Genomic DNA, 21763 nt, shown 5'->3' on the forward strand with positions numbered 1-21763 from the left:
CGGCCAGGACTGCCAAGACGACGACGGGAGCCGCAGATGCGATCCGCATCCCACCCCGCCCAGCAGGGAATGTACGACCCGCGGAACGAGCACGACGCCTGTGGCGTCGGCTTCGTCGCGACCCTCACCGGCGAGGCGAGCCACGCGCTCGTGGAACAGGCCCTCACCGTCCTGCGCAACCTGGAGCACCGCGGCGCCACCGGCTCCGAGCCCGACTCCGGCGACGGTGCCGGCATCCTGCTGCAGGTCCCGGACGCCTTCCTGCGGGAGAGCGTCGCCTTCGCCCTCCCCGAGCCCGGCGCGTACGCCGTCGGCATCGCGTTCCTGCCCCCGGACCCCGCGGAGGCGGACACCGCCGTCTCGTCCATCGAGACGATCGCCCGCGAGGAGGGCCTCACCGTCCTCGGCTGGCGCACCGTCCCCGTCGCCCCCGAGCTGCTCGGCGCCAGCGCCCGCGCCACCATGCCGGACTTCCGCCAGCTGTTCGTCGCGGACCACGAGAACACCGGACTCGCCCTGGACCGCAAGGCGTTCGTGCTGCGCAAGCGCGCCGAGCGCGAGGCCGGGGTCTACTTCCCCTCGCTCTCCGCCCGCACGATCGTCTACAAGGGCATGCTGACCACCGGTCAGCTGGAGCCCTTCTTCCCGGACCTCTCCGACCGCCGCTGCGCCACCGCCATCGCGCTGGTCCACTCCCGCTTCTCCACCAACACCTTCCCCAGCTGGCCGCTCGCCCACCCGTACCGCTTCGTCGCCCACAACGGCGAGATCAACACCGTCAAGGGCAACCGCAACTGGATGCGGGCGCGGGAATCCCAGCTGGCCAGCGAGCTGTTCGGCTCTGCCGGCCAGGGGCACAGCGGGGCCGGCGGCATCGACCGCCTCTTCCCCGTCTGCACCCCCGACGCCTCCGACTCGGCCTCCTTCGACGAGGTCCTGGAGCTCCTCCACCTCGGCGGCCGGTCGCTCCCGCACAGCGTGCTGATGATGATCCCCGAGGCCTGGGAGAACCACGCCTCCATGGACCCGGCCCGCCGCGCCTTCTACCAGTACCACTCCACCCAGATGGAGCCCTGGGACGGCCCGGCCTGCGTCACCTTCACCGACGGCACCCTCGTCGGCGCCGTCCTCGACCGCAACGGCCTGCGCCCCGGCCGCTACTGGGTCACCGACGACGGCCTCGTCGTGCTCTCCTCCGAGGTCGGCGTCCTTGACATCGACCCGGCCCGGGTCGTCCGCAAGGGCCGCCTCCAGCCCGGCCGGATGTTCCTGGTCGACACCGAGCGCGGGCGCATCGTCGAGGACGACGAGATCAAGGCCGAGCTCGCCGCCGCCGCGCCCTACGGGGAGTGGCTGGAGGCCGGCCTGATCGACCTGGCCGACCTCCCCGAGCGCGAGCACATCGTGCACACCCACGCCTCGGTCACCCGCCGCCAGCAGACCTTCGGCTACACCGAGGAGGAGCTGCGCGTCATCCTCGCGCCCATGGCCAAGGCCGGTGCGGAGCCGATCGGTTCGATGGGCACCGACTCGCCGATCGCCGCCCTCTCCGAGCGCCCCCGGCTGCTCTTCGACTACTTCACCCAGCTGTTCGCGCAGGTCACCAACCCGCCGCTGGACGCCATCCGCGAGGAGCTCGTCACCTCGCTGATCTCCTCCCTCGGCCCCCAGGGCAACCTCCTGGAGCCCACCGCCGCCTCCTGCCGCAGCGTCACCCTGCCCTTCCCCGTCATCGACAACGACGAGCTCGCCAAGCTCATCCACATCAACGCCGACGGGGACATGCCGGGCCTTGCGGCCGTCACCCTCTCCGGCCTCTACCGCGTCGCCGGCGGCGGCGAGGCCCTGGCCGCCCGCCTCACGGAGATCTGCGCCGAGGCCGACGCCGCCATCGCCGACGGCGCCCGCCTCATCGTCCTCTCCGACCGCCACTCCGACGCCGAGCACGCCCCGATCCCCTCGCTGCTGCTCACCTCCGCCGTCCACCACCACCTCATCCGCACCAAGCAGCGCACCCACGTGGGCCTGCTGGTCGAGGCCGGCGACGTCCGCGAGGTGCACCACGTCGCGCTGCTCATCGGCTACGGCGCGGCCGCCGTCAACCCGTACCTGGCGATGGAGTCCGTCGAGGACCTCGTCCGCGCAGGGACGTTCCTTACGGGCATCGAGCCCGAGGCCGCGATCCGCAACCTCATCAAGGCCCTCGGCAAGGGCGTCCTGAAGGTCATGTCCAAGATGGGCATCTCCACCGTGGCCTCCTACCGCGGCGCCCAGGTCTTCGAGGCCATCGGCCTGGACGAGGGCTTCGTCGAGACCTACTTCCACGGCACCGCCACCAAGATCGGCGGCGCGGGCCTGGACGTCGTCGCCGGCGAGGTCGCGGCCCGCCACGCCAAGGCCTACCCGGCCACCGGCATCGCGGCCACCCACCGCCGCCTCGACATCGGCGGCGAGTACCAGTGGCGCCGCGAGGGCGAGCCGCACCTGTTCGACCCGGACACCGTCTTCCGGCTCCAGCACGCCACGCGCGCCCGCCGCTACGACATCTTCAAGCAGTACACCGAGCGCGTGAACGAGCAGTCCGAGCGGCTGATGACGCTCCGCGGCCTGTTCTCCCTCAACACCGACCGGGAGCCCGTCCCCCTCGACGAGGTCGAGCCCGTCAGCGAGATCGTCAAGCGCTTCTCCACCGGCGCCATGTCGTACGGCTCGATCTCCCGCGAGGCCCACGAGACCCTCGCCATCGCCATGAACCGGCTGGGCGGCAAGTCCAACACCGGCGAGGGCGGCGAGGACCCCGAGCGCCTCTACGACCCCGAGCGCCGCTCCAGCATCAAGCAGGTCGCCTCCGGCCGCTTCGGCGTGACGAGCGAGTACCTGGTCAACTCCGACGACATCCAGATCAAGATGGCCCAGGGCGCCAAGCCCGGCGAGGGCGGCCAGCTGCCCGGCCACAAGGTCTACCCCTGGGTCGCCAAGACCCGGCACTCCACGCCCGGCGTCGGCCTGATCTCGCCGCCCCCGCACCACGACATCTACTCCATCGAGGACCTCGCCCAGCTCATCCACGACCTGAAGAACGCCAACCCGGCCGCCCGCATCCACGTGAAGCTGGTGTCCGAGGTCGGCGTCGGCACGGTCGCGGCGGGCGTCTCCAAGGCCCACGCCGACGTCGTCCTGATCTCCGGCCACGACGGCGGCACCGGTGCCTCGCCCCTGACGAGCCTCAAGCACGCGGGCGGCCCCTGGGAGCTCGGCCTCGCCGAGACCCAGCAGACGCTGCTGCTCAACGGCCTGCGCGACCGCATCGTCGTGCAGACCGACGGTCAGCTGAAGACCGGCCGCGACGTGATCATCGCCGCCCTCCTCGGCGCCGAGGAGTTCGGCTTCGCCACCGCCCCGCTCGTCGTCTCCGGCTGCGTCATGATGCGCGTCTGCCACCTGGACACCTGCCCGGTCGGCATCGCCACCCAGAACCCCGTGCTGCGCGAGCGCTTCAGCGGCAAGGCCGAGTTCGTCGTCAACTTCTTCGAGTTCATCGCCGAGGAGGTCCGCGAGATCCTCGCCGAGCTGGGCTTCCGCACTCTGGAAGAGGCCGTCGGCCACGCCGAGCTCCTCGACACCGGCCGGGCCGTGACCCACTGGAAGGCCCGGGGCCTGGACCTCGCCCCGCTGCTGCACGTGCCGGACCTGCCCGCCGGGGCCGTCCGCCACCGCACCACCGAGCAGGACCACGGCCTGGCCAAGGCCCTCGACAACGAGCTGATCGAGCTCGCCGCCGACGCCCTCGCGGTCCCCTCCGCCGAGGACGCCCGGCCCGTCCGCGCCCAGGTCCCCATCCGCAACATCAACCGGACCGTGGGCACCATGCTCGGCCACGAGGTCACCAAGCGCTTCGGCGGCGCGGGCCTGCCCGACGACACGATCGACATCACCTTCACGGGCTCCGCCGGCCAGTCCTTCGGCGCCTTCCTGCCCCGCGGCGTCACCCTGCGCCTGGAGGGCGACGCCAACGACTACGTCGGCAAGGGCCTCTCCGGCGGCCGGATCGTCGTCCGCCCCGACCGCGGCGCGGACCACCTCGCCGAGTACTCGGTCATCGCCGGCAACACCCTCGCCTACGGCGCGACCGGCGGCGAGCTGTTCCTGCGCGGCCGCGTCGGCGAGCGCTTCTGCGTCCGCAACTCCGGCGCCACCGTGGTCTCCGAAGGGGTCGGCGACCACGGCTGCGAGTACATGACGGGCGGCCGGGCCGTCGTCCTCGGCGAGACCGGGCGCAACTTCGCGGCCGGCATGTCCGGCGGCGCCGCCTATGTGATCGACCTCGACCCCGACAACGTCAACAAGGAGCTGGCCGCCGCCGTCGAACCCCTCGGCGCCGACGACCGGCAGTGGCTGCACGACGTCGTGCGCCGCCACCACGAGGAGACCGCCTCCACCGTCGCGGCCGGCCTCCTCGCCGACTGGGACACCGCCGCCGGCCGCTTCAGCAAGGTCGTCCCGGCCACCTACAAGGCAGTGCTCGCCGCCAAGGACGCCGCCGAGCGAGCGGGTCTCTCCGAGACGGAGACCCACGAGAAGATGATGGAGGCGGCGACCAATGGCTGACCCCAAGGGCTTCCTGACCACCGGGCGCGAGGTCGCGCAGACCCGCCCCGTCGCCGAGCGCGTCCGCGACTGGAACGAGGTCTACGTTCCCGGCTCGCTGCTGCCGGTCATCAGCAAGCAGGCGAGCCGCTGCATGGACTGCGGCATCCCCTTCTGCCACAACGGCTGCCCGCTCGGCAACCTCATCCCCGAGTGGAACGACTACGCCTACCGCGACGACTGGCAGGCGGCCAGCGAGCGGCTGCACGCGACCAACAACTTCCCCGAGTTCACCGGCCGGCTCTGCCCGGCCCCCTGCGAGGCCGCCTGCGTCCTCGGCATCAACCAGCAGCCCGTCACCATCAAGAACGTCGAAGTCACCATCATCGACAAGGCGTGGGCCGCGGGCGACGTCACCCCGCAGCCGCCCGAGCGGCTCTCCGGCAAGACCGTCGCCGTCATCGGCTCCGGCCCCGCCGGCCTCGCCGCCGCCCAGCAGCTCACCCGCGCCGGCCACACGGTCGCCGTCTACGAGCGCGCCGACCGCATCGGCGGCCTCCTGCGCTACGGCATCCCCGAGTTCAAGATGGAGAAGCGGCACATCAACCGCCGCATCGAGCAGATGCGCGCGGAGGGCACCAAGTTCCGCACCGAGGTGGAGATCGGCCGCGACATCGACGCCGCCAAGCTCCGCAAGCGCTACGACGCCGTCGTCATCGCCGCCGGCGCCACCACCTCCCGCGACCTGCCCGTCCCCGGCCGCGACCTGGCGGGCATCCACTTCGCGATGGAGTACCTGCCCGTGGCCAACAAGGTGCAGGAGGGCGACCTGACCGTCTCCCCGATCACCGCCGAGGGCAAGCACGTCGTCGTCATCGGCGGCGGCGACACCGGCGCCGACTGCGTCGGCACCGCCCACCGCCAGGGCGCGGCCTCCGTCACCCAGCTGGAGATCATGCCCAAGCCGGGGGAGGAGCGGAACGAGGGCCAGCCCTGGCCGACCTTCCCCATGCTCTACAAGGTCACCTCGGCGCACGAGGAGGGCGGCGAGCGGGTTTACTCCGTCTCGACCACCCACTTCGAGGGCGACGAGGACGGCAACGTCCAGTGGCTGCACCTCGTCGAGGTCGAGTTCACCGACGGCAAGCTCGTCCAGAAGCCGGGCACCGAGCGTCGCATTCCGGCCCAGCTCGTCACCCTCGCGATGGGTTTCACGGGCACCGACCGGCAGAACGGTCTCGTCGAGCAGTTCGGCCTGGAGCTGGACGCCCGCGGCAACATCGCCCGCGACGCCGACTACGCCACCAACGTCCCCGGCGTGTTCGTCGCCGGTGACGCCGGGCGCGGCCAGTCCCTCATCGTCTGGGCCATCGCCGAGGGCCGCTCCGCCGCCCGCGGTGTGGACCGCTTCCTCACCGGCACCAGCACCCTGCCGGCCCCGGTCCGCCCCACGGACCGCGCCCTGACGGTCTGACCCGTCCCCGAAAGCTCGCGGCGCCTGCCCCACCCCGACCACAGGTGGCAGGCGCCGCGCTGTCGTTCCCGCTACTCGGTCGGGCGCACCAGCAGATCGCGGAACTCCACCTTCGCGTCCTCGGTGTAGACCCCCACGCTGCCCTTCCGGTACGGGCGCTCCCGGTCCTCGTAGGCGACCAGCCCCTGCCCGTCGACGCTCACCTCCATGCGCGCCCCGCGCTGCGCCACCCGCACCGCCGACCACGCTCCGACCGGGAACCGCCCCTGGCCGGTCGCGAGGAAGCGCTGCCCGCCCCCGTAGGCGGGGTCGCGCTTGCCGAGCTCCCAGCCGTTCGGCTTGAGGGTGACGTAGTAGAAGTGCTCGGGGTCGGTGTACGCCCACAGCAGCCACGGCACCTCCCACGGGTTGGGCTCGGGCGTGCGCAGCTGGGCGACCGTCCGCATGCGCGCCTCGAAGTCCACGTCCTCGAAGCGTTCCGTGGAGACGATCAGTCCGGCGTGGGTCTCGTCCGGCACCCGGGAGGGGCGGGGGGAGAGGAAGAGGCCGTCGTGGCGGCCGATGTTCTCGCCGTGGCCGTCGAAGACCGACCGCCACGGGCCGTGGACCGATCCCTCGGCCCACGGCCGGTCCGGCTCGCCGCCGCCGGACCAGAGGCTGCTCACCGCGAGGGCGGTGCCCGCCACCGCGAGGGCGGCGAGCAGCGCGAGGCCGAGCAGCCGCTGAACTCTCGTCATGCCGTCGAGTATGACCCCGGCCCCTCGGTGCGGGTGGTGACCAGTTCGGCGGCGTCGCCGTCGTCCGCGTCGGCGCCGAAGTCCTCCGCGAGCTGGGCGATGATGCGGTCGGTGGCGTGGCCGTCCCCGAAGGGATTGCCGGCCGTGGCCATCCGCGCGTAGGCGGCAGGATCATCCAAAAGGTGGACGGCGGCCTCCAGGATGGCCTCCGGTTCGGTGCCCACGAGCCGGGCCGCCCCGGTCTCGACGGCCTCGGGGCGTTCGGTGGTCGTGCGCAGGACGAGGGCGGGCTTGCCGAGGGTGGGGGCCTCCTCCTGGATGCCGCCGGAGTCGGTGAGGACCAGGTCGCAGGCGGCGAGGGTGGCGGAGAAGTCGAGGTAGCCGAGCGGTTCGGTGATCTCGATGTGCGGGTGGCCGGCCAGTTCGGGCAGGAGCGCCTCGCGGACGGCGGGGCTCTTGTGGAGCGGCAGCACCATCTCCACGTCGCCCCGGTCGGCGAGCCGCCGCAGGGCCCTGCCCATGGAGCGCATCACGGCGCCCTGGTTCTCGCGGCGGTGCAGCGTGACGAGCACGCGCCGCAGGCGGGTGCGGAAGAGGCTGTGTCCGGTGCCTTCCTCCAGCACCCACAGCAGGTTGTCGATGACGGTGTTGCCGGTGGTGAACACCTCGGCGCCGGGGACGCCTTCGGCCGTCAGGTGGTCCGCGGCCCGCCGCGTGGGAGCGAAGTGCCAGCGCGCCATCCGGCCTATCAGGCGGCGGTTGAGCTCCTCGGGGAAGGGGTTGTCGAGGACGCCGGTGCGCAGCCCCGCCTCGACGTGGGCGATGGGGACGCGCTCGTAGAAGGCGGCGAGGGCGCCGGTCAGGGCGGTGGTGGTGTCGCCCTGGACGATGACGAGGTCGGGGCGCTCGGCCCGGACCACCTCGCCGAGACCGTCCACGAGGCGGGCCGTGAGCGTGGACAGCTGCTGCCGGTCGCGCATGACGTCGAGCTGGGTGTGGACCGGGACGCGCAGGAGGTCCAGCATCTGGTGGAGCATCTCGCGGTGCTGGCCGGTGGTGACGACGAGCGGTTCGAAGAGCGGGGAGAGCGCCATGGCACGGGCCACGGGCGCCAGTTTGATGGCCTCGGGTCGGGTGCCCAGCACGAGCATGGCGCGTACGGGCGCGGTGATGAGGTCAGCGGACATGGTTCTCCCTGGGAAGGGCCTGTCGAGCGAGGAGAGAGAGGGGGTCAGGTGCGCGCGGTCTTCAGCCACGTCTGCTTGCCGGTGAGCATCCGCCACAGCCCCCACCAGCCCGCGGCGAACCAGATGTAGCCGTAGAAGATGAAGACGTGCGAGAGCAGGATCGAGCGCACGAGCCCGAGGCCGCGCTCGCGCCGGCGGTAGACGAAGCCGTACGCGTAGGCCGCCGTGAACGACAGCACGTACGGGCCGATGATCCACATCGGGGTGATCAGCGGGCGCCCGGCCTGCACGGAGCCGACGGCGGTGCCGGCCACCGCGACCAGGAAGGACAGCGGCAGCAGTGAGGTGAGCAGGATGAGGACCGGGCTGGAGAGGTGGTAGAGCAGGTCGACGGCGGCCCGGGTGGGGACGGAGCGCAGGATCAGCGGCACCAGCCCCGCCGACTGCAGGTGACCCTGGAACCAGCGCGAGCGCTGGCGCACCAGGCGGCGGACGTCGAGCACGGCCTGCTGCGAGACCGCGGCCGCGGTGCAGTGCTGGTTGGTCCAGCCGCGGGCGATGAGCCGGACCCCGAGGTCGAGGTCCTCGGTGAGCGAGTCGCTCCAGGGCCCGCCCTCCTCGCCGGGGACGGCGAGGGAGTCGAGCGCGGCGAGCCGCATGAACTGCCCGTTGCCGCCCATTCCGACGCTTCCGATATAGCGCCGGGCGCACTGGAAGACATCGCCGTAGATGACGAATTCCATGTCCTGGAGCCGGGCCAGCAGGCCCTGGTGGCGGTTGTACATGCGGACGCCGACCTGGGTGGCGCCGACGCGCGGATTGTCGAAGAAGGGGTCGACGGACTGGACCACGTGTTCGTCGAGCCGGCCGTCGGCGTCGACGACGCAGACGATGACGTCGTTCGGGTCGTAGCCGTCCATGAGGCCCGACTCGCGCAGGTGGCGGATTCCGGCGTTGAGGGCGGCGCCCTTGCCGCGGCGGGCGTTCGGCAGGGTGCGCTGCAGGAGGCGCACGCGCTCGGGGTCGGCGGCGCGGGCGATGCCGGCGGTGCCGTCGTCGGACGCGTCGTCGATCACCAGGGCCAGGAAATTGCCTGCGGGCAGGGCAGTGATCCGGGCAAGGCTCTCCGCGAGAACCTTTTCCTCGTTCAGACAGGCGAGCAGAAAGACGTACAGCCTTTTCCGGCGGGGGCCCCGGACGCGGCGTATGCGGCGCCGGGAGAGCAGGAACAGCGTGGTGTTGTAGCAGCCCGCCATCACGATGATCGCGATGGCGGATCCCAGCAGGACCTCGCTGGTCAAGGCAGGTCACCGGTGGTCCGGGCCGGCACGCCGGCTTCCGGCGCGCCACGCCCCTGCGTACCGCGGGCGGCGAACCAGAATTTGGCGGCGATGATGACGAGTGCGCTTGTGCAGTAGAGCAGGAATCCGGCCCCGGCGGCTTCCTGCAATCCCCTGGCGAAAGGAACGCCCGGTAGCACTTCCGGAGCCGCAGTGAGCCCGGCCATGGGCAGGACGGATCCCAGAGCGGGTTTTCCGTACATGAGTTCTCCCCCGTATGTCGCCTCGATGCGAGGCAAGGCATGCGCAGGGAAGGTATCAGATCAGACAGGTAATACTGTCGGACTTGGTGACTATTGTTGGAGCGGAATCTCAAATTCAAAGAACCTACCGGTCGTTATGCCTGATCGCGGCCGGATGTGACGCGTGTGGTTTCTGGTCTGCACCAACGCATCTGTACGGAACTGCCCACTCAGGACCGAAGTTGTCTATTGACATGCATCCTTCCTGGCCAGAAGAATCTGGCGCCTGTCGGGCCCCTGACCGAACAGGGGTGGCGACCACAGCATTACCAGGGGGAATTCCATGCAGAACAAGCGAGGGAGATCCAGGAAAACCCGGATCTCCGCCGTCGCCGTACTCCTCGCCGCCCTGCTGGGCGGCGTCCTGCTTTCCTGGACCGCCGGGGCCGCGATATCCAAGCCGCGCAGCACCGACGCCGTGAACCCGCTCGCGCTCTCCCCGGCGAGCAAGAAGGACCTCACCGCAGCAGCCAAGAGCAGGCTCGCCAACGACCGGCTGCGCCGCACGGGCAGCCTCACGGTCACCCCGGCGCCCCTCGCGAAGACCGCCGCCGCGGCAGCACTCGCGGCACCGGCCGGCACCTCGGCCCTCGTCCTCTACGACACCGCCGGCCCCTACGGGCAACTGGGCGAGCTCTACGCCATGGCGACCGCCAACCTCGCCGGCCACTTCGGCACCGTCATCGCCAAGCCCGTCTCGGCCTACACCGCCGGCATGGTCAACCAGTACACGGCCACGGTCTACCTCGGCTCGACCTACTACGGGGGCACCGTCCCCGACGCCGTTCCCGCCGCCTTCTACCAGGACGCCATGGCCACCAGCCACCCCGTTACCTGGATCGGCGACAACATCTGGAACATGGCCAACGCGGTCGGCGTCACGCAGTTCAAGCAGAAGTACGGCTGGGACCCCGCCAACTCGTTCTACGAGAGCGGCGGTTCCATCGGCGACATCAACCAGGTCACGTACAAGAACCAGCAGCTGACCCGGCAGATCCCCGCCGGCCAGGACGGCGGAGTGCTCCACCCCGCCCTCGTCACCGGCCCCGGCTTCCCGCCCGTCACCACCCTCGCCGTGGCCAAGGACGGCACCTCCGGCGCCACCACCCCCTGGGCGATCCGCACCGCGAACCTCACCTACCTCGGTGAGATCCCCTTCGCCTACGTCTCCGAGAGCGACCGCGTCATCGTCTTCGAGGACCTCCTCTTCGACGCCCTCGCGCCCTCGGCCGCCGAGCGCCACCGGGCCTTCGTCCGCCTGGAGGACATCAGCCCCAAGGCCGACCCGGCCCAGCTGCGGACCATCGCCAACTACCTCAAGACGCAGAAGATCCCGTACGGGATCAACGTCATCCCCGTCTACAAGGACCCCAAGGGCACCTACAACAACGGCGTCCCCGAAACCCTCACCCTCGCCCAGGCACCGGCCGTCGTCACCGAGATCAAGAACATGCTCGCCGGCGGCGCCGTCCTGATGAACCACGGCTACACCCACCAGTACGGCACGGCGAACAACCCGTACAACGGCGTCACCGGCGACGACTTCGAGTTCTTCCGCGCCCACATCGACACCGCGGACAACGTCCTCCTCGACGGGCCGCCCGCCGAGGACTCCACCGTCTGGGCCCAGAGCCGCATCACCCAGGCCCTGGCCGCATTCACCGCCGCCGGACTGCCCAGACCGGCCCTGTGGACCACACCGCACTACGCCGCGTCCGCCACCGACTACCGCGTCCTCGGCCAGAACTACTCCGCCCGCCTGGAGCGCTCGCTGTACTTCGCCGGCACGCTCACCGGTGGCACACCGGACAACAGCCGCTACATCGGCCAGTTCTTCCCGTACGCGGTCAAGGACGTCTACGGCACCACCGTCCTGCCCGAGAACATCGGCAACTACGAGCCCGAGGCGTACAACAACCACCCGCCCCGGCTCCCCGCCGACCTCATCGCCTCCGCCAAGGCCAACCTGGCCGTCCGCGACGGCGTGGCCAGCTTCTTCTACCACCCCTACTACCCGACGGCGCCGCTGCAGCAGACGATCGAAGGCATCAAGGCCCTCGGCTACACCTTCGTCGGCCCCACGGACCTGAACAACTGAAACCGGAGGCACGTGGTGAGTGCAAGAAGGAGGGCGGCCGGTGCGCTGCTCACGGCCGCCCTCCTCCTTGCCGGCTGCTCGTCCGGCTCCGGTGACGGCCCCGCGCCCGGCCCGACCGGCCGCACCGGGAGCGGGGACGGCGGAAAGGCGGCCGGACTGCGCGGCATCACCCTCCCCTCCTGGAACACCGGCGACTACGCCGGCCCGGACGCCGCGCCCTACCTGCGGCAGATCGCCGCCACCGGCGCCCGCTGGGTGACCTTCACCCCCACCTGGTACCAGGACGGCACCACCGACGCCGCCATGCACACCACCAGTGAGACCGCCGGCGACGACGCCCTCCGGCACATCATCGGCCTCGCCCACACCACCGGCCTCAAGGTCATGCTCAAACCGCACGTCGACCTCGCCAAGGGCGGCGACCGGGCCGAAATCCGGCCGGGCGACCCCGGCGCCTGGTTCGCCGCGTACGAACGCTTCATCACCCACTACGCGGAACTCGCCGCCGCCACCGACTCCGAACAACTCGCCGTCGGCACCGAACTGGCCGGCACCTCCCGCGACGGCACCCGCTGGAGCAAGGTCGTCCGCGCCGTCCGCGCCCGCTACCGCGGCCCGCTGACCTACGCCGCCAACTACGACGAATACCGCACCGTCCCCTTCTGGGACGACCTCGACGTCATCGGCATCGACGCCTACTGGCCCCTCGCCGACCGCCCCACCACCGACACCGCCCGGCTCCGCGACGCCTGGAAGCCCATCACCGGCGAACTCGCCGCCTTCTCCGCCCGCCACCACCGCAAGATCCTCTTCACCGAGGCCGGCTACGTCAGCCAGCGCGGCACCACCACCGCCCCCTACTCCTGGACCGTCAGCAAGAGCGGCGGCGAGGACGAACAGGCCGCCGCGTACGAGGCACTGCTCACCGCCCTCGACGGACAGCCCTGGTGGGCAGGGGTCTGCTGGTGGATGTGGGACGACTGGCCCGACACCGGCGAGACGCCGCGCCGCCTCGCCTACACCCCGCACGGCAAACCGGCGGAGAGCGTGCTGCGACAGCACTGGAAGTGAGGGGGCTCGCCCCCTCTCCTCCGCCGCAGCGGTGATCAGCCGCAGCGGTGTTGTCCGGCGGTGCCGGATCCGCCTGAGCCCGTACGGCACCGCCGGCCACCGCCGTCGTGGTTGCGCGCCGCCGCGGCGGATTCAAGGATGCAGGCATCCTTGACCTGCGCGCGTCGCGGCGGGACGAAGGGCGGCCCGGCCACCCTTCACCTCCTGCGGTCCGCCGGGAACAGGGCCGTGACCTCCCAGCCGCCCTCCGGGGCCGGGCCCGCGCGCAGCAGCCCGCCCATCGCCTTCGCCCGCTCGCTCAGCCCCACCAGGCCGAAGCCCCCGCCCCGGGCCTTCTCCGGGAGCGCGGCCGCGTTCCTGCCGTCGTCGGCGATGCGAAGCTCCACGCCCGCGGGCACCCCGCGGACGCCGATCCGCACGGCCGTGGCGTCGGCGGCGTGCTTGCGGATGTTGGTGAGGGCCTCACGGACGACACGGTGCACGCCCGCGGCGACCTCGGCGGGGATCCAGTCCTCCAGCCCCTGCTCGATGTAGAGGACGACGGGCGGCCCGGTGCGCGCGAACGCCTCGGTCAGCGCCCGCACCTCGGGCAGCCCGGCGACCGGCTCCGTCTCCGCCTCCCCCTCCCGCAACACGCTCACCAGGCGGCGCATCGCGCCGAGCGCCTCGCCCGCGGACGTCTCGATGCGCTCGAACGCACCGGCCGCCACGGGCCCCTCCAGCGCGGTGAAGCGGGCGGCCTGGGCCTGCACGGCGATGCCGGTGATGTGGTGGGCGACGAGGTCGTGGAGCTCACGGGCGAGTTCGAGGCGCTCGGCGGTGCGCACGGCGGTCAGGTCCCGTACGCGCTGGGCGGCGTGGCTGCGCAGGAGCAGCGAGTACGTGCCCACGACGACCAGCAGCATCGAGAAGAGGGCCGTGAACCACTCGGGGTTCAGATCGCGCATGGGCGAGGCCACGACGGCGACGGCGAGCAGCGGGCCGAGAACGCCCGCGACACGGTTCGAGGACCTGCTGACGACGAGGGTGAAGAGGACGAGCAGGGCGACGTCCTCGCCCATGCCCCAGACCACGCGCGGGTGCGGCCCGATCATGAGGACGGCGGAGGCGACCAGGGAGACCGCGGCCGCGGTGCCCGCCCGTACGGTCAGCGGTATCCACCCGTAGGGCACGGCGCACAGGCAGACGAGGACGCCCGAGGCGAGGACGACGGCGTGCGGCACGCTCGGCTGCCGGGCGAGCGCGATGCCCTCCAGCCCCACGAGGCAGAGCAGGACGGCCCCGAGGGCGGCCTTCGCGAAGACCGCCCGCCGGGGATGGCGGACGGCCCAGCCGGCCCACCTGGTCACGTGCCGCCCGCGGCCAGCCCGCTCTCCCAGGCCCAGGCGGCGATCTCGACGCGATTACGGGCGTCCAGCTTCAGCTGCACGTTGGCCAGGTGGGTCTTGACCGTGGACAGCGAGACGAAGAGCTCGGCGGCGATCTCGGCGTTGGTCGCACCACGGGCCAGGCAGCGCACGACGTCGGCCTCGCGGTCGGTCAGCGGCTCCGAAGGGGCCCGCGCCGGGCCCACCGGGCCGCCGGGGGCCATGTCGCGCAGCAGGCGGACGGTGATCGCGGGCGAGATGAGGGAGTCACCCACGGCGGCCGCGTGCACGGCCTCGACGAGCATGGCGGGGCTCGCGTCCTTCAGCAGGAAGCCGGAGGCGCCGTTGCGCAGCGCGGTGTGCACGTACTCGTCGAGGTCGAAAGTGGTGACGATGACGATGCGCGGCCGCCCGCCGGGCCCCGGCCGGGCGCCCGCACGCTCCGACAGGCGGCGGGTGACCTCCAGGCCGTCGAGCTTGGGCATGCGGATGTCCAGGAGCAGCACGTCGGGCTCGTGCTCCTCGACGGCGGCGAGGGCGGCCTCGCCGTCCACGACATCGGCGACGACCTCGATGTCGGGCTGGCTCTCCAGGATCATGCGGAAGCCGGTGCGGACCATCTCCTGGTCGTCCGCGATGACCACGGTGATCGCCATACTCGTTCCTTGCGGTTCCTTGCGCTGTGCTGGCCGTACGGCGGTGCCCGCCGTACGGGGGACTTCCCGGTGACGCCCCTCCGCCCCTCCATGTGATCGGGGGCCGGGGACCGCCGCAACCGCGGATCAGGCGCCCGTGCGGCCGGCCCGGCGGGCGGCGAGACGGCGCACGCCGTAGGCGCCGCCCCCGAGGGCGAGCAGGCCGACGCCGCCCGCGAGGGCCGGGGCGCCGATGTCGTGCCGGCCCTTGATGACCTCGCCCGCCTCGACGACCCGCTTGACGGGGTTGCTGGAGGCGGCGCGGAGCGCGCGCGGGCGGGGCGAGGACTGCGGCTCGCCGCTGTTGCGCACGGTGACGACATGGCCGGAACCGGTGGCGGCCGCTCCGCCGGCGTGCTTGGTGCCCTTGTGGCGGACCGCGGTGGGCTCGGCGCCGTCGGGGGTGTGCCGCAGGACGCCCGAGGCGAAGTCGTAGTAGTTCGTCAGCTGTGCCCCGTCGAGGGAGGCGCGCAGCGTCGGCTTCGCGGTGTCCCCGCCGAGGATGCGCAGGTGGAGCCGGTCGATGTCGGCCGCGGGGCGGGACGTGTCGATCGTGTGCCGCTGCTTGCCGTGCTTGGTCACCGTGACCGTCGTGCCGCGCTCGCCGGAGGCCAGCTGCGCCCGGCTGCCGTCGGGCAGCCGGACCTGCCGGACGACCACGGGGCGGCCGGAGCCGGTGTCCCTGCCGCCGGTGGAGCGGCCGTCCGCGGCGAGCGCACCGGCCGTCGGCCAGGCGACCGCGCCGACGGCGGCGGCGAGGACGGTGGCGGCGGCGATGCGGTGCTTGGCGGACACGGGGGGCCCTTTCCGTAACGGTCGGCTCGGTTTGCGCCCGCCGGTCAGCGGACCACGACCTTCACGTTACGGGCCTTTACAGCGCTCACACCTCGACTGTCCGACCATTCTCGCCTCGGCCGAAAGGATGACGAGGGCCCGCCCACGTCATACCGGAGTCGCGTGGACGGGCCGTGGAGGACGGGTGCCGGATTGGGCCGTCCGGGCGGCGAAGGCCCTCCGGGCGGCGCGGCGCGGGGGGCGCCGGGCCGGGCCGGCGCGTCCCCTTCGCCGCGACGGTGATCAGCCACCGTCAGCCGTTCCGGCGGTGCCGTACTGCGCTCGGTCCGGCACCGCCGGGCTGCGCGGCGGTGGGTTTGCGCGCCGCTGCGGCGGGAGGGGGTGTGCGGCGCACTCATACGGTGCCGGGCCGGCGCGTCCCCTCCGCCGCGACGGTGATCAGCCGCGACGGTGAGGGTCCGGCGGAATCACCGGGCGTCCGCACGTACGGGAGGGCGAAGCACCCGCAGGGTCAGCCGCTGCCCAGGCTCGCCGCGGCGCTCTTGATGTCCGCCGCGAACGTGCTCACCTCGGTGTAGACGCCGGGGTAGTGCGGCCGCGCGCAGCCCTGCCCCCAGCTGACGATGCCGACCTGGATCCACGCGCCCGCGCCGTCCTTGCGGAACATCGGGCCGCCGGAGTCGCCCTGGCACGTGTCGACGCCGCCCTGGTCGAGGTTTCCGGCGCAGATCTCCTCGCCGGGTATGAGGTTGCCGTAGGCCTGCTGGCAGGCGGTGTCGTCGACGAAGGGCACGGTGGCCTTCAGCAGGTACCGCTGCTGGCTGCCGCCCTCGCGGTCCGCGCCCCAGCCGGCGATGGTGAAGGTGCCGTTGTTGTACGCGTCGGTGTCGGCGGTCTTGAGCGTCGGCAGGTCGACCGGCCGGGCGAGCTTGATCAGCGCCCAGTCCTTGCCGGAGCCGTTGTAGCCGGGCGCCTGGATGACCTGGGTGGACTTGACCTTGACGGCCTGCGGGGAGTTGAGGTCGGCGACTCCGGCGGTCGCGGTGATGGAGGTGTTGGCGCCGCTGCCGCCGACGCAGTGGGCGGCGGTGAGGACGATCTGCTGGGTGTAGAGCGCGCCGCCGCAGCCCATGGACAGCCGCACCATCCACGGGAACTCGCCCTGCTGGGCCTGGGTGCCGCCGACCACGCCCTCGTGCGGGCGCTGGTCGCGCGGGCCGTCGGCGAGGGCCGATCCGGCGGTGAGGGTGAGCGCGGCGACGGCCGCGGCGCCGACGGCGAGGGTTCTCCTGAGCGTGCCGAGGAAGAGGAAGGAACGCAAGGGTCTTCCTTTCGTGGGAGGTTACGCGGCGAATGTCAGGCTCATGACAATTCCGGCCGTCCGATTACCGGAATCGAGCCTTCGCTGCGCGGTGCGATTATGAGCAGCGAACGAACGTGCGACAAGCACCCCGTTTCGGCCAGCCGCACCACCGGCGCCACGGTCTGCCGCCGTACGGCACCGCCCCCGTACAGTGGAGGCAGGGGCGCAGCGGCCGGCAGGGGGACCCCAGGGGGTGGTCACGCGTGGGCACCGGGACCGGAGCGGGAAACGGCGTCGAGATCGTGCACGGCTATCCGCACATCGAGACCGTCCGCACCGCGATCACCGCGCTGTACAAGCGCCTCTCCTACGACACGGTGCACACCTTCGAGCTCAGCGTCCCCCCGGCCGACGTGGCCTTCGACGACGACGAGAACCCGTACCTCGGCGTCCAGCGCGTCGCCGGCGCGATGGTCCGCCACCTGCGCCTGCCGGACGCCCGGATGATCGTCAGCTTTCGCGACATGCGCCACGCGGGAAGCATCGAGCTCGCCGCCGGGCCCGAGTACTTCATCGAGCTCAACTCCCGCTTCAAGACCCACCGCAAGGACATCGGCGCCGCCCTCTCCCACGAGGTCATGCACGTCTACCTGCACCGGCTCGGCCTCGCCTTCCCCGGCACCCGCGACAACGAGATCCTCACCGACACCGCCGCCGCCTACCTCGGCGCCGGCTGGCTGCTCCTCGACGCCTACCGCGAGTCGGCGGTCTCCACGCAGAAGCTCGGCTACCTCACCCCGGAGGAGTTCGGCTACGTCCTCGCCAAGCGGGCGCTGGCCTTCGGCGAGGACCCCTCCCCGTGGTTCACCAGCCCCCAGGCGTACGAGGCGTACACCAAGGGCCTCACGGAGGCGCGGCGCGACGGCCGCCGTCCCCCGCTCGCCGCGGCCGGCCGGCTCGGCCGCCACCGCTACGCCCGCGACCGCCGCGCCGTCCAGAACGCCCGGCGCAGTGACCCCTCCGGCTGGGGCTACGCCTTCGAGGGCCACGACCCGCTGCGGGTCAGCTTCCCGTGCCCCACGTGCCACCAGCGGATCCGGGTGCCGGTGCGGGGGAGCGTACGAGTGCGGTGCGGGCTGTGCCGGTCGGTGCTGGAGTGCGACACCTGACGGCTGCTGCTACAGCGACTGCCCGAAGCAGAGGCAGAAGGGGTGCCCCGCAGGGTCGTTGAACACCAGCCACCCCTTCTCCTCGCCGCCGCTGTCGTGCAGGAACTCCGCCCCCAGCGCGACCACCTCGCCCCGCGCCCGCTCCACGTCCTCCCGCGTGGCGACCTCGAAGTCCAGGTGGAACTGCTGCGGGAAGGCCGGGTCCGGCCAGCGCGGCGGCCGGTGGTCCTTCGCCTCCTGGAAGGCGATCCGCTCGCCCGCCGGCGAGGTCAGCCACACCCAGGACGGGTCGGAGGCGTCCACCTCCCAGTCCAGGATCCGGGCGTAGAAGCCGGCCAGCGCGGCCGGATCCGGGCAGTCGACGACGGGATACATCAGCTTCGCGATCATGAACTGATCCTGCCCCACCGCGGACAGGAGTCCAACACCCGTACCGCTTTTGTCCATGGGCGCCACGGCCCCCGCCCTCCACTCTGTGCCCGTGGCCATCGGTACCGAGGAGGACCGCAGAGTGGACGGCAGAGTGGACGAGGACCGCAGAGCGGACGACGCAGCCCCGCACACCCCCACCCGCCGCGCCGTGGTCACCACGGGCGCCGCCGCCGGGCTCGCCGCACTCACCGGCCTCACCGGGACGGCTGCCGCCGCCGCACCCCCGGCCGAAGCCGTCCTGCGCTCCACCGGCCTCGACGTCCGCGTCGGCACCGCCTTCCCCTACGTCATCTCCTACACCGACCGCACCACCGGAGACGTCGTCCACGGCCAGGAGGACCCGGTCACCTCCCTGCTCGTGGACGAGAAGGAACACACCCCCCACGTCACCTCCACCATCCGCGGCGACCGCGCCACGTACGTCCTCACCCTCACCGGCGGCACGCGCATCGACGCCGAGATCCGCGTCACCGGCACGCGCGTCGACTGGCGCGTCACCCGCATCACCGAGACCCCCGCCCTGCCCATCGGCACCCTGCGCATCCCCGGCCTCGCCCTCCTCAGCGTCCGCAGTACCCAGCCCGGCGCCGAGCTCCTCGCCGCCCGCATCCAGCTCGACAAGGCGAAGAACGGCGACACCCTCGTCCGCCCCGGCCCGGACACGCCCGCCGACGAGGCGCCCATCGGCTGCGCCTACGCCGTCGTCAGCACCGGCCGGCTCGCCGCCGCCATCGACACCAACACCGTCCAGGACCGCCCGGACGCCGCCACCGCCTGGGAGAACGGCCGCCTCCGGCGGCAGACCCTCACCCGCCCCTACGGGACCGAGGCCCGCATCACTTGCGGCCAGTGGACCCACCGCGCCGCCGGCGCGGCAGCCGCCGACACCGAACCCCTGCCCCGCGCCACCATCGTCGTCACCCGCGACCGCAACGGCGACGGCCGCGCCGACTGGCAGGACGCGGCCATCGCCCTGCGCGACGTCATGACCGCCCCGCCCGGCGCCGCGGACCAGCACCTTCGCGTCGTCCCCCACATCCCCTTCAACTTCGCGAGCCAGGCCACGAACCCCTTCCTGGCCACCCTCGACAACGTCAAACGCATCGCCCTCGCCACAGACGGCCTGCGCCAGTTCACCCTCCTCAAGGGCTACCAGTCCGAGGGCCACGACTCCGCCCACCCCGACTACGGCGGCAACTACAACACCCGCGCCGGCGGCCTCGCCGACCTCAACACCCTGCTGCGCGCCGGAAAGAAGTGGAACAGCGACTTCGCCGTGCACGTGAACACCACCGAGTCCTACCCCGTCGCCCACGCCTTCTCCGACACCCTCGTCGACGCGGGCGACAAGCAGTGGGACTGGCTCGACCAGTCGTACAGGATCGACCCCCGCCGCGACCTCCTGTCCGGCAACGCCGTCCGCCGCTTCCGGCAGCTGCGCGACGAGACCGACCCCGCCCTGACCACCCTCTACATCGACGTCTTCCGCGAGTCCGGCTGGACCTCCGACCGGCTGCAGCGCGCCCTGCGCGACCAGGGCTGGCAGATCGCCACCGAATGGGGCCACGGCCTGGAGCGCTCCAGCCTCTGGTCGCACTGGGCGAACGAGACCGACTACGGGCCCGACACCTCGCGCGGCATCAACTCCCGCCTCATCCGCTTCCTCCATCACCACCACAAGGACGTCTTCGCCGACAAGTGGCCCCTCCTCGGCACGGCCAAACTCGGCACCTTCGAGGGCTGGCAGGGCAAGACCGACTGGGCACCCTTCCACCGCCTGATCTGGACCGAGAACCTCCCGGCCAAATACCTGCAGGCCCACCCCGTCCGCACCTGGAGCGAGCACGAGATCACCTTCGAGGGCCCGGCGCGCACCGCCGTCAGCGACGCCGACGGCACCCGCACCATCACCACCGACGGGCGCGTGGTCTACAAGGGCGGGCTCTACCTGCTGCCCTGGGAGCCGCGCGAGGCCCTCGACCCGGCCAAGCTCTACCACTACAACCCCGCGGGCGGCACCACCCGCTGGCGCCTGCCCCGCGGCTGGGCCGGCCGGAACACGGTCGTCCGCCACCGGCTCACCGACCAGGGCCGCACCGACCCGACCGAACTGCCCGTCCACGGCGGTGAGGTCACGATCGAGGCCGCGGCCGGGCAGCCGTACGTCCTCACCCGCGGCCACGGCCGCTCCCCGCGGCCCGGCTGGGGCGAGGGCACACCGCTGCACGACCCCGGCTTCCACTCCGGCAGCCTCGACGGATGGCGGGTCACCGGCCCCGCGGCCGTCGAACGCAGCCCGCTCGGCGACTGGGAACTCGTCGTCCGCGCCGGAGCGGCCGCCACGGTGGGACAGCGGCTCGCCCGGCTCAAACCAGGCACGTACGCCGCTTCCGTGCAGGTCGAGATCGGCGCCACCGCAGGGGAGCGGCGCCGGGCCGGCCTGCACGTCCGCACCGCCGACGGCGTCACCGCCGCCAACTGGACGGACACCTCCACCGCCGGCAACCACGTCGCCGCCGACCGCAAGCACGGCACCCGCTTCCAGCGGATGTTCACCCGCTTCACCGTGCCGCCGGGCGGCGGACCCGTCACCCTCACGCTCAGCGCCGCCGCGGGCAGCGCGCGGGTACGGTTCGACGCGCTGCGGGTCGTGGCCGCCGGACGGCAGGCCCAACGCCCCCAAGCACTCGTCTTCGAGGACTTCGAGAACGTCCCCCAAGGCTGGGGGCCCTTCGTCAAGGGCGACGCGGGCGGCACCACGGACCCCCGTACGCACATCGCCCAGCGGCACGCGCCGTACACGCAGCGCGGCTGGAACGGCAAGGCTATCGACGACGTCATCGACGGCACCCAGTCCCTGAAGTCCCGCGGCGAGAACACCGGCATCGTCTACCGCACCGTGCCCCACACCGTGCGCTTCCGGCCAGGGCACCGCTACCGGATCGAGTTCCGCTACGAGAACGAGACCGCCGGACAGTACGCCTGGATCACCGGTACGGACACACCCGAAAGCCGCGAACTGCAGCGCACCCCCCTGCCCGCCGCCCACGCCCCCGCCACCCACACGTACGAGTTCACCGCGCCGGAGACGGGCGAGGCATGGGTGGGGCTGCGCAAGACGGGCGACAGCGGGACGGCGGAGTTCGTCCTGGACGGCTTCACGGTCTACGAGACGGACGAGGCCCCCGGCCCCTCGTAACCCCTCGTGACCTCTCGTGAAGCACTCTGGTGAACCGCACCGCCATGCGCGAAGATCGGCCCACGGC

At 72.2% G+C, this 21763-nt stretch carries 15 protein-coding genes; 6 read left to right on the plus strand and 9 right to left on the minus strand.

Annotated elements, in window-relative coordinates:
- Positions 1-36: 36 nt before the first annotated feature.
- Positions 37-4608 carry a glutamate synthase large subunit gene (gene gltB / locus IF61_RS0103755; RefSeq protein WP_030364757.1) on the plus strand — a complete coding sequence of 1524 codons (4572 nt, stop codon included), beginning with the start codon at positions 37-39 and terminating at the stop codon, positions 4606-4608.
- A complete protein-coding gene (locus tag IF61_RS0103760) occupies positions 4601-6061 on the plus strand; it encodes a glutamate synthase subunit beta (RefSeq protein ID WP_030364758.1) in 1461 nt (486 codons plus the stop codon). Before gltB ends, IF61_RS0103760 begins: the two co-directional genes overlap by 8 nt.
- A 71-nt stretch (positions 6062-6132) precedes the next feature.
- Here IF61_RS0103760 and IF61_RS0103765 read toward each other — a convergent pair whose 3' ends face one another.
- The 4 genes from IF61_RS0103765 to IF61_RS35705 are packed head-to-tail and all read right to left on the minus strand — an operon-like array spanning position 6133 to position 9528.
- The gene (locus IF61_RS0103765) at positions 6133-6798 is read right to left on the minus strand and encodes a 3-keto-alpha-glucoside-1,2-lyase-like domain-containing protein (protein WP_030364759.1); all 666 of its coding nucleotides are present in this window, start codon (positions 6796-6798) and stop codon (positions 6133-6135) included.
- Complete coding sequence (gene wecB / locus IF61_RS0103770) at positions 6795-7985, minus strand: non-hydrolyzing UDP-N-acetylglucosamine 2-epimerase (RefSeq protein ID WP_030364760.1); 1191 nt, start codon at positions 7983-7985, stop codon at positions 6795-6797. Before wecB ends, IF61_RS0103765 begins: the two co-directional genes overlap by 4 nt.
- 44 nt (positions 7986-8029) lie before the next feature.
- Entirely contained in the window at positions 8030-9286 is a 1257-nt protein-coding gene (locus tag IF61_RS0103775) for a glycosyltransferase family 2 protein (protein WP_030364761.1), read from the minus strand.
- A complete protein-coding gene (locus IF61_RS35705) occupies positions 9283-9528 on the minus strand; it encodes a hypothetical protein (protein ID WP_157848539.1) in 246 nt (81 codons plus the stop codon). Before IF61_RS35705 ends, IF61_RS0103775 begins: the two co-directional genes overlap by 4 nt.
- 322 nt (positions 9529-9850) lie before the next feature.
- Between IF61_RS35705 and IF61_RS0103785 the strand changes: the two genes are divergently transcribed.
- Positions 9851-11665, plus strand: a complete 1815-nt coding sequence (locus IF61_RS0103785) for a DUF2334 domain-containing protein (protein WP_030364762.1) — start codon at positions 9851-9853, stop codon at positions 11663-11665.
- 15 nt (positions 11666-11680) lie between these two features.
- Positions 11681-12736, plus strand: a complete 1056-nt coding sequence (locus tag IF61_RS0103790; protein ID WP_030364763.1) for a glycoside hydrolase family 113 — start codon at positions 11681-11683, stop codon at positions 12734-12736.
- A gap of 197 nt (positions 12737-12933) precedes the next feature.
- Here IF61_RS0103790 and IF61_RS0103795 read toward each other — a convergent pair whose 3' ends face one another.
- From IF61_RS0103795 to IF61_RS0103810, 4 genes are all read right to left on the minus strand, one after another.
- Positions 12934-14085, minus strand: a complete 1152-nt coding sequence (locus IF61_RS0103795; protein ID WP_030364764.1) for a sensor histidine kinase — start codon at positions 14083-14085, stop codon at positions 12934-12936.
- Entirely contained in the window at positions 14082-14759 is a 678-nt protein-coding gene (locus tag IF61_RS0103800; protein WP_030364765.1) for a response regulator, read from the minus strand. The genes IF61_RS0103795 and IF61_RS0103800 overlap by 4 nt, the downstream gene beginning before the upstream one ends.
- 126 nt (positions 14760-14885) lie before the next feature.
- A complete protein-coding gene (locus tag IF61_RS0103805) occupies positions 14886-15593 on the minus strand; it encodes a hypothetical protein (RefSeq protein WP_030364766.1) in 708 nt (235 codons plus the stop codon).
- Positions 15594-16104: 511 nt separating this feature from the next.
- Positions 16105-16914: a S1 family peptidase gene (locus IF61_RS0103810; RefSeq protein WP_030364767.1), complete on the minus strand. Its 810-nt coding sequence runs from the start codon at positions 16912-16914 to the stop codon at positions 16105-16107.
- A 245-nt stretch (positions 16915-17159) separates the two neighbouring features.
- Here IF61_RS0103810 and IF61_RS0103815 point away from each other — a divergent pair, with 245 nt between their 5' ends.
- Positions 17160-18065 carry a hypothetical protein gene (locus IF61_RS0103815; RefSeq protein WP_043187632.1) on the plus strand — a complete coding sequence of 302 codons (906 nt, stop codon included), beginning with the start codon at positions 17160-17162 and terminating at the stop codon, positions 18063-18065.
- 9 nt (positions 18066-18074) lie between these two features.
- On the opposite strand, the gene IF61_RS0103820 is transcribed toward IF61_RS0103815, so the two are convergent.
- Positions 18075-18455 (minus strand): VOC family protein, encoded by a 381-nt coding sequence (locus tag IF61_RS0103820; protein ID WP_030364769.1) that lies wholly within the window; start codon positions 18453-18455, stop codon positions 18075-18077.
- Positions 18456-18588: 133 nt separating this feature from the next.
- Between IF61_RS0103820 and IF61_RS0103825 the strand changes: the two genes are divergently transcribed.
- Positions 18589-21696: an endo-alpha-N-acetylgalactosaminidase family protein gene (locus tag IF61_RS0103825; RefSeq protein ID WP_030364770.1), complete on the plus strand. Its 3108-nt coding sequence runs from the start codon at positions 18589-18591 to the stop codon at positions 21694-21696.
- The last annotated feature ends 67 nt before the right edge of the window (positions 21697-21763 follow it).

The organism is Streptomyces roseoverticillatus, assembly GCF_000719265.1.
Lineage (GTDB): Bacteria > Actinomycetota > Actinomycetes > Streptomycetales > Streptomycetaceae > Streptomyces > Streptomyces roseoverticillatus.

Coding starts and splice junctions, on each gene's coding strand:
- IF61_RS0103760 (WP_030364758.1), top strand. CDS start 4,601: ATGGCTGACCCCAAGGGCTTCCTGACCACCGGGCGCGAGGTCGCGCAG.
- IF61_RS0103800 (WP_030364765.1), bottom strand. CDS start 14,759: ATGGCGATCACCGTGGTCATCGCGGACGACCAGGAGATGGTCCGCACC.
- IF61_RS0103765 (WP_030364759.1), bottom strand. CDS start 6,798: ATGACGAGAGTTCAGCGGCTGCTCGGCCTCGCGCTGCTCGCCGCCCTC.
- gltB (WP_030364757.1), top strand. CDS start 37: ATGCGATCCGCATCCCACCCCGCCCAGCAGGGAATGTACGACCCGCGG.
- wecB (WP_030364760.1), bottom strand. CDS start 7,985: ATGTCCGCTGACCTCATCACCGCGCCCGTACGCGCCATGCTCGTGCTG.
- IF61_RS35705 (WP_157848539.1), bottom strand. CDS start 9,528: ATGTACGGAAAACCCGCTCTGGGATCCGTCCTGCCCATGGCCGGGCTC.
- IF61_RS0103785 (WP_030364762.1), top strand. CDS start 9,851: ATGCAGAACAAGCGAGGGAGATCCAGGAAAACCCGGATCTCCGCCGTC.
- IF61_RS0103820 (WP_030364769.1), bottom strand. CDS start 18,455: ATGATCGCGAAGCTGATGTATCCCGTCGTCGACTGCCCGGATCCGGCC.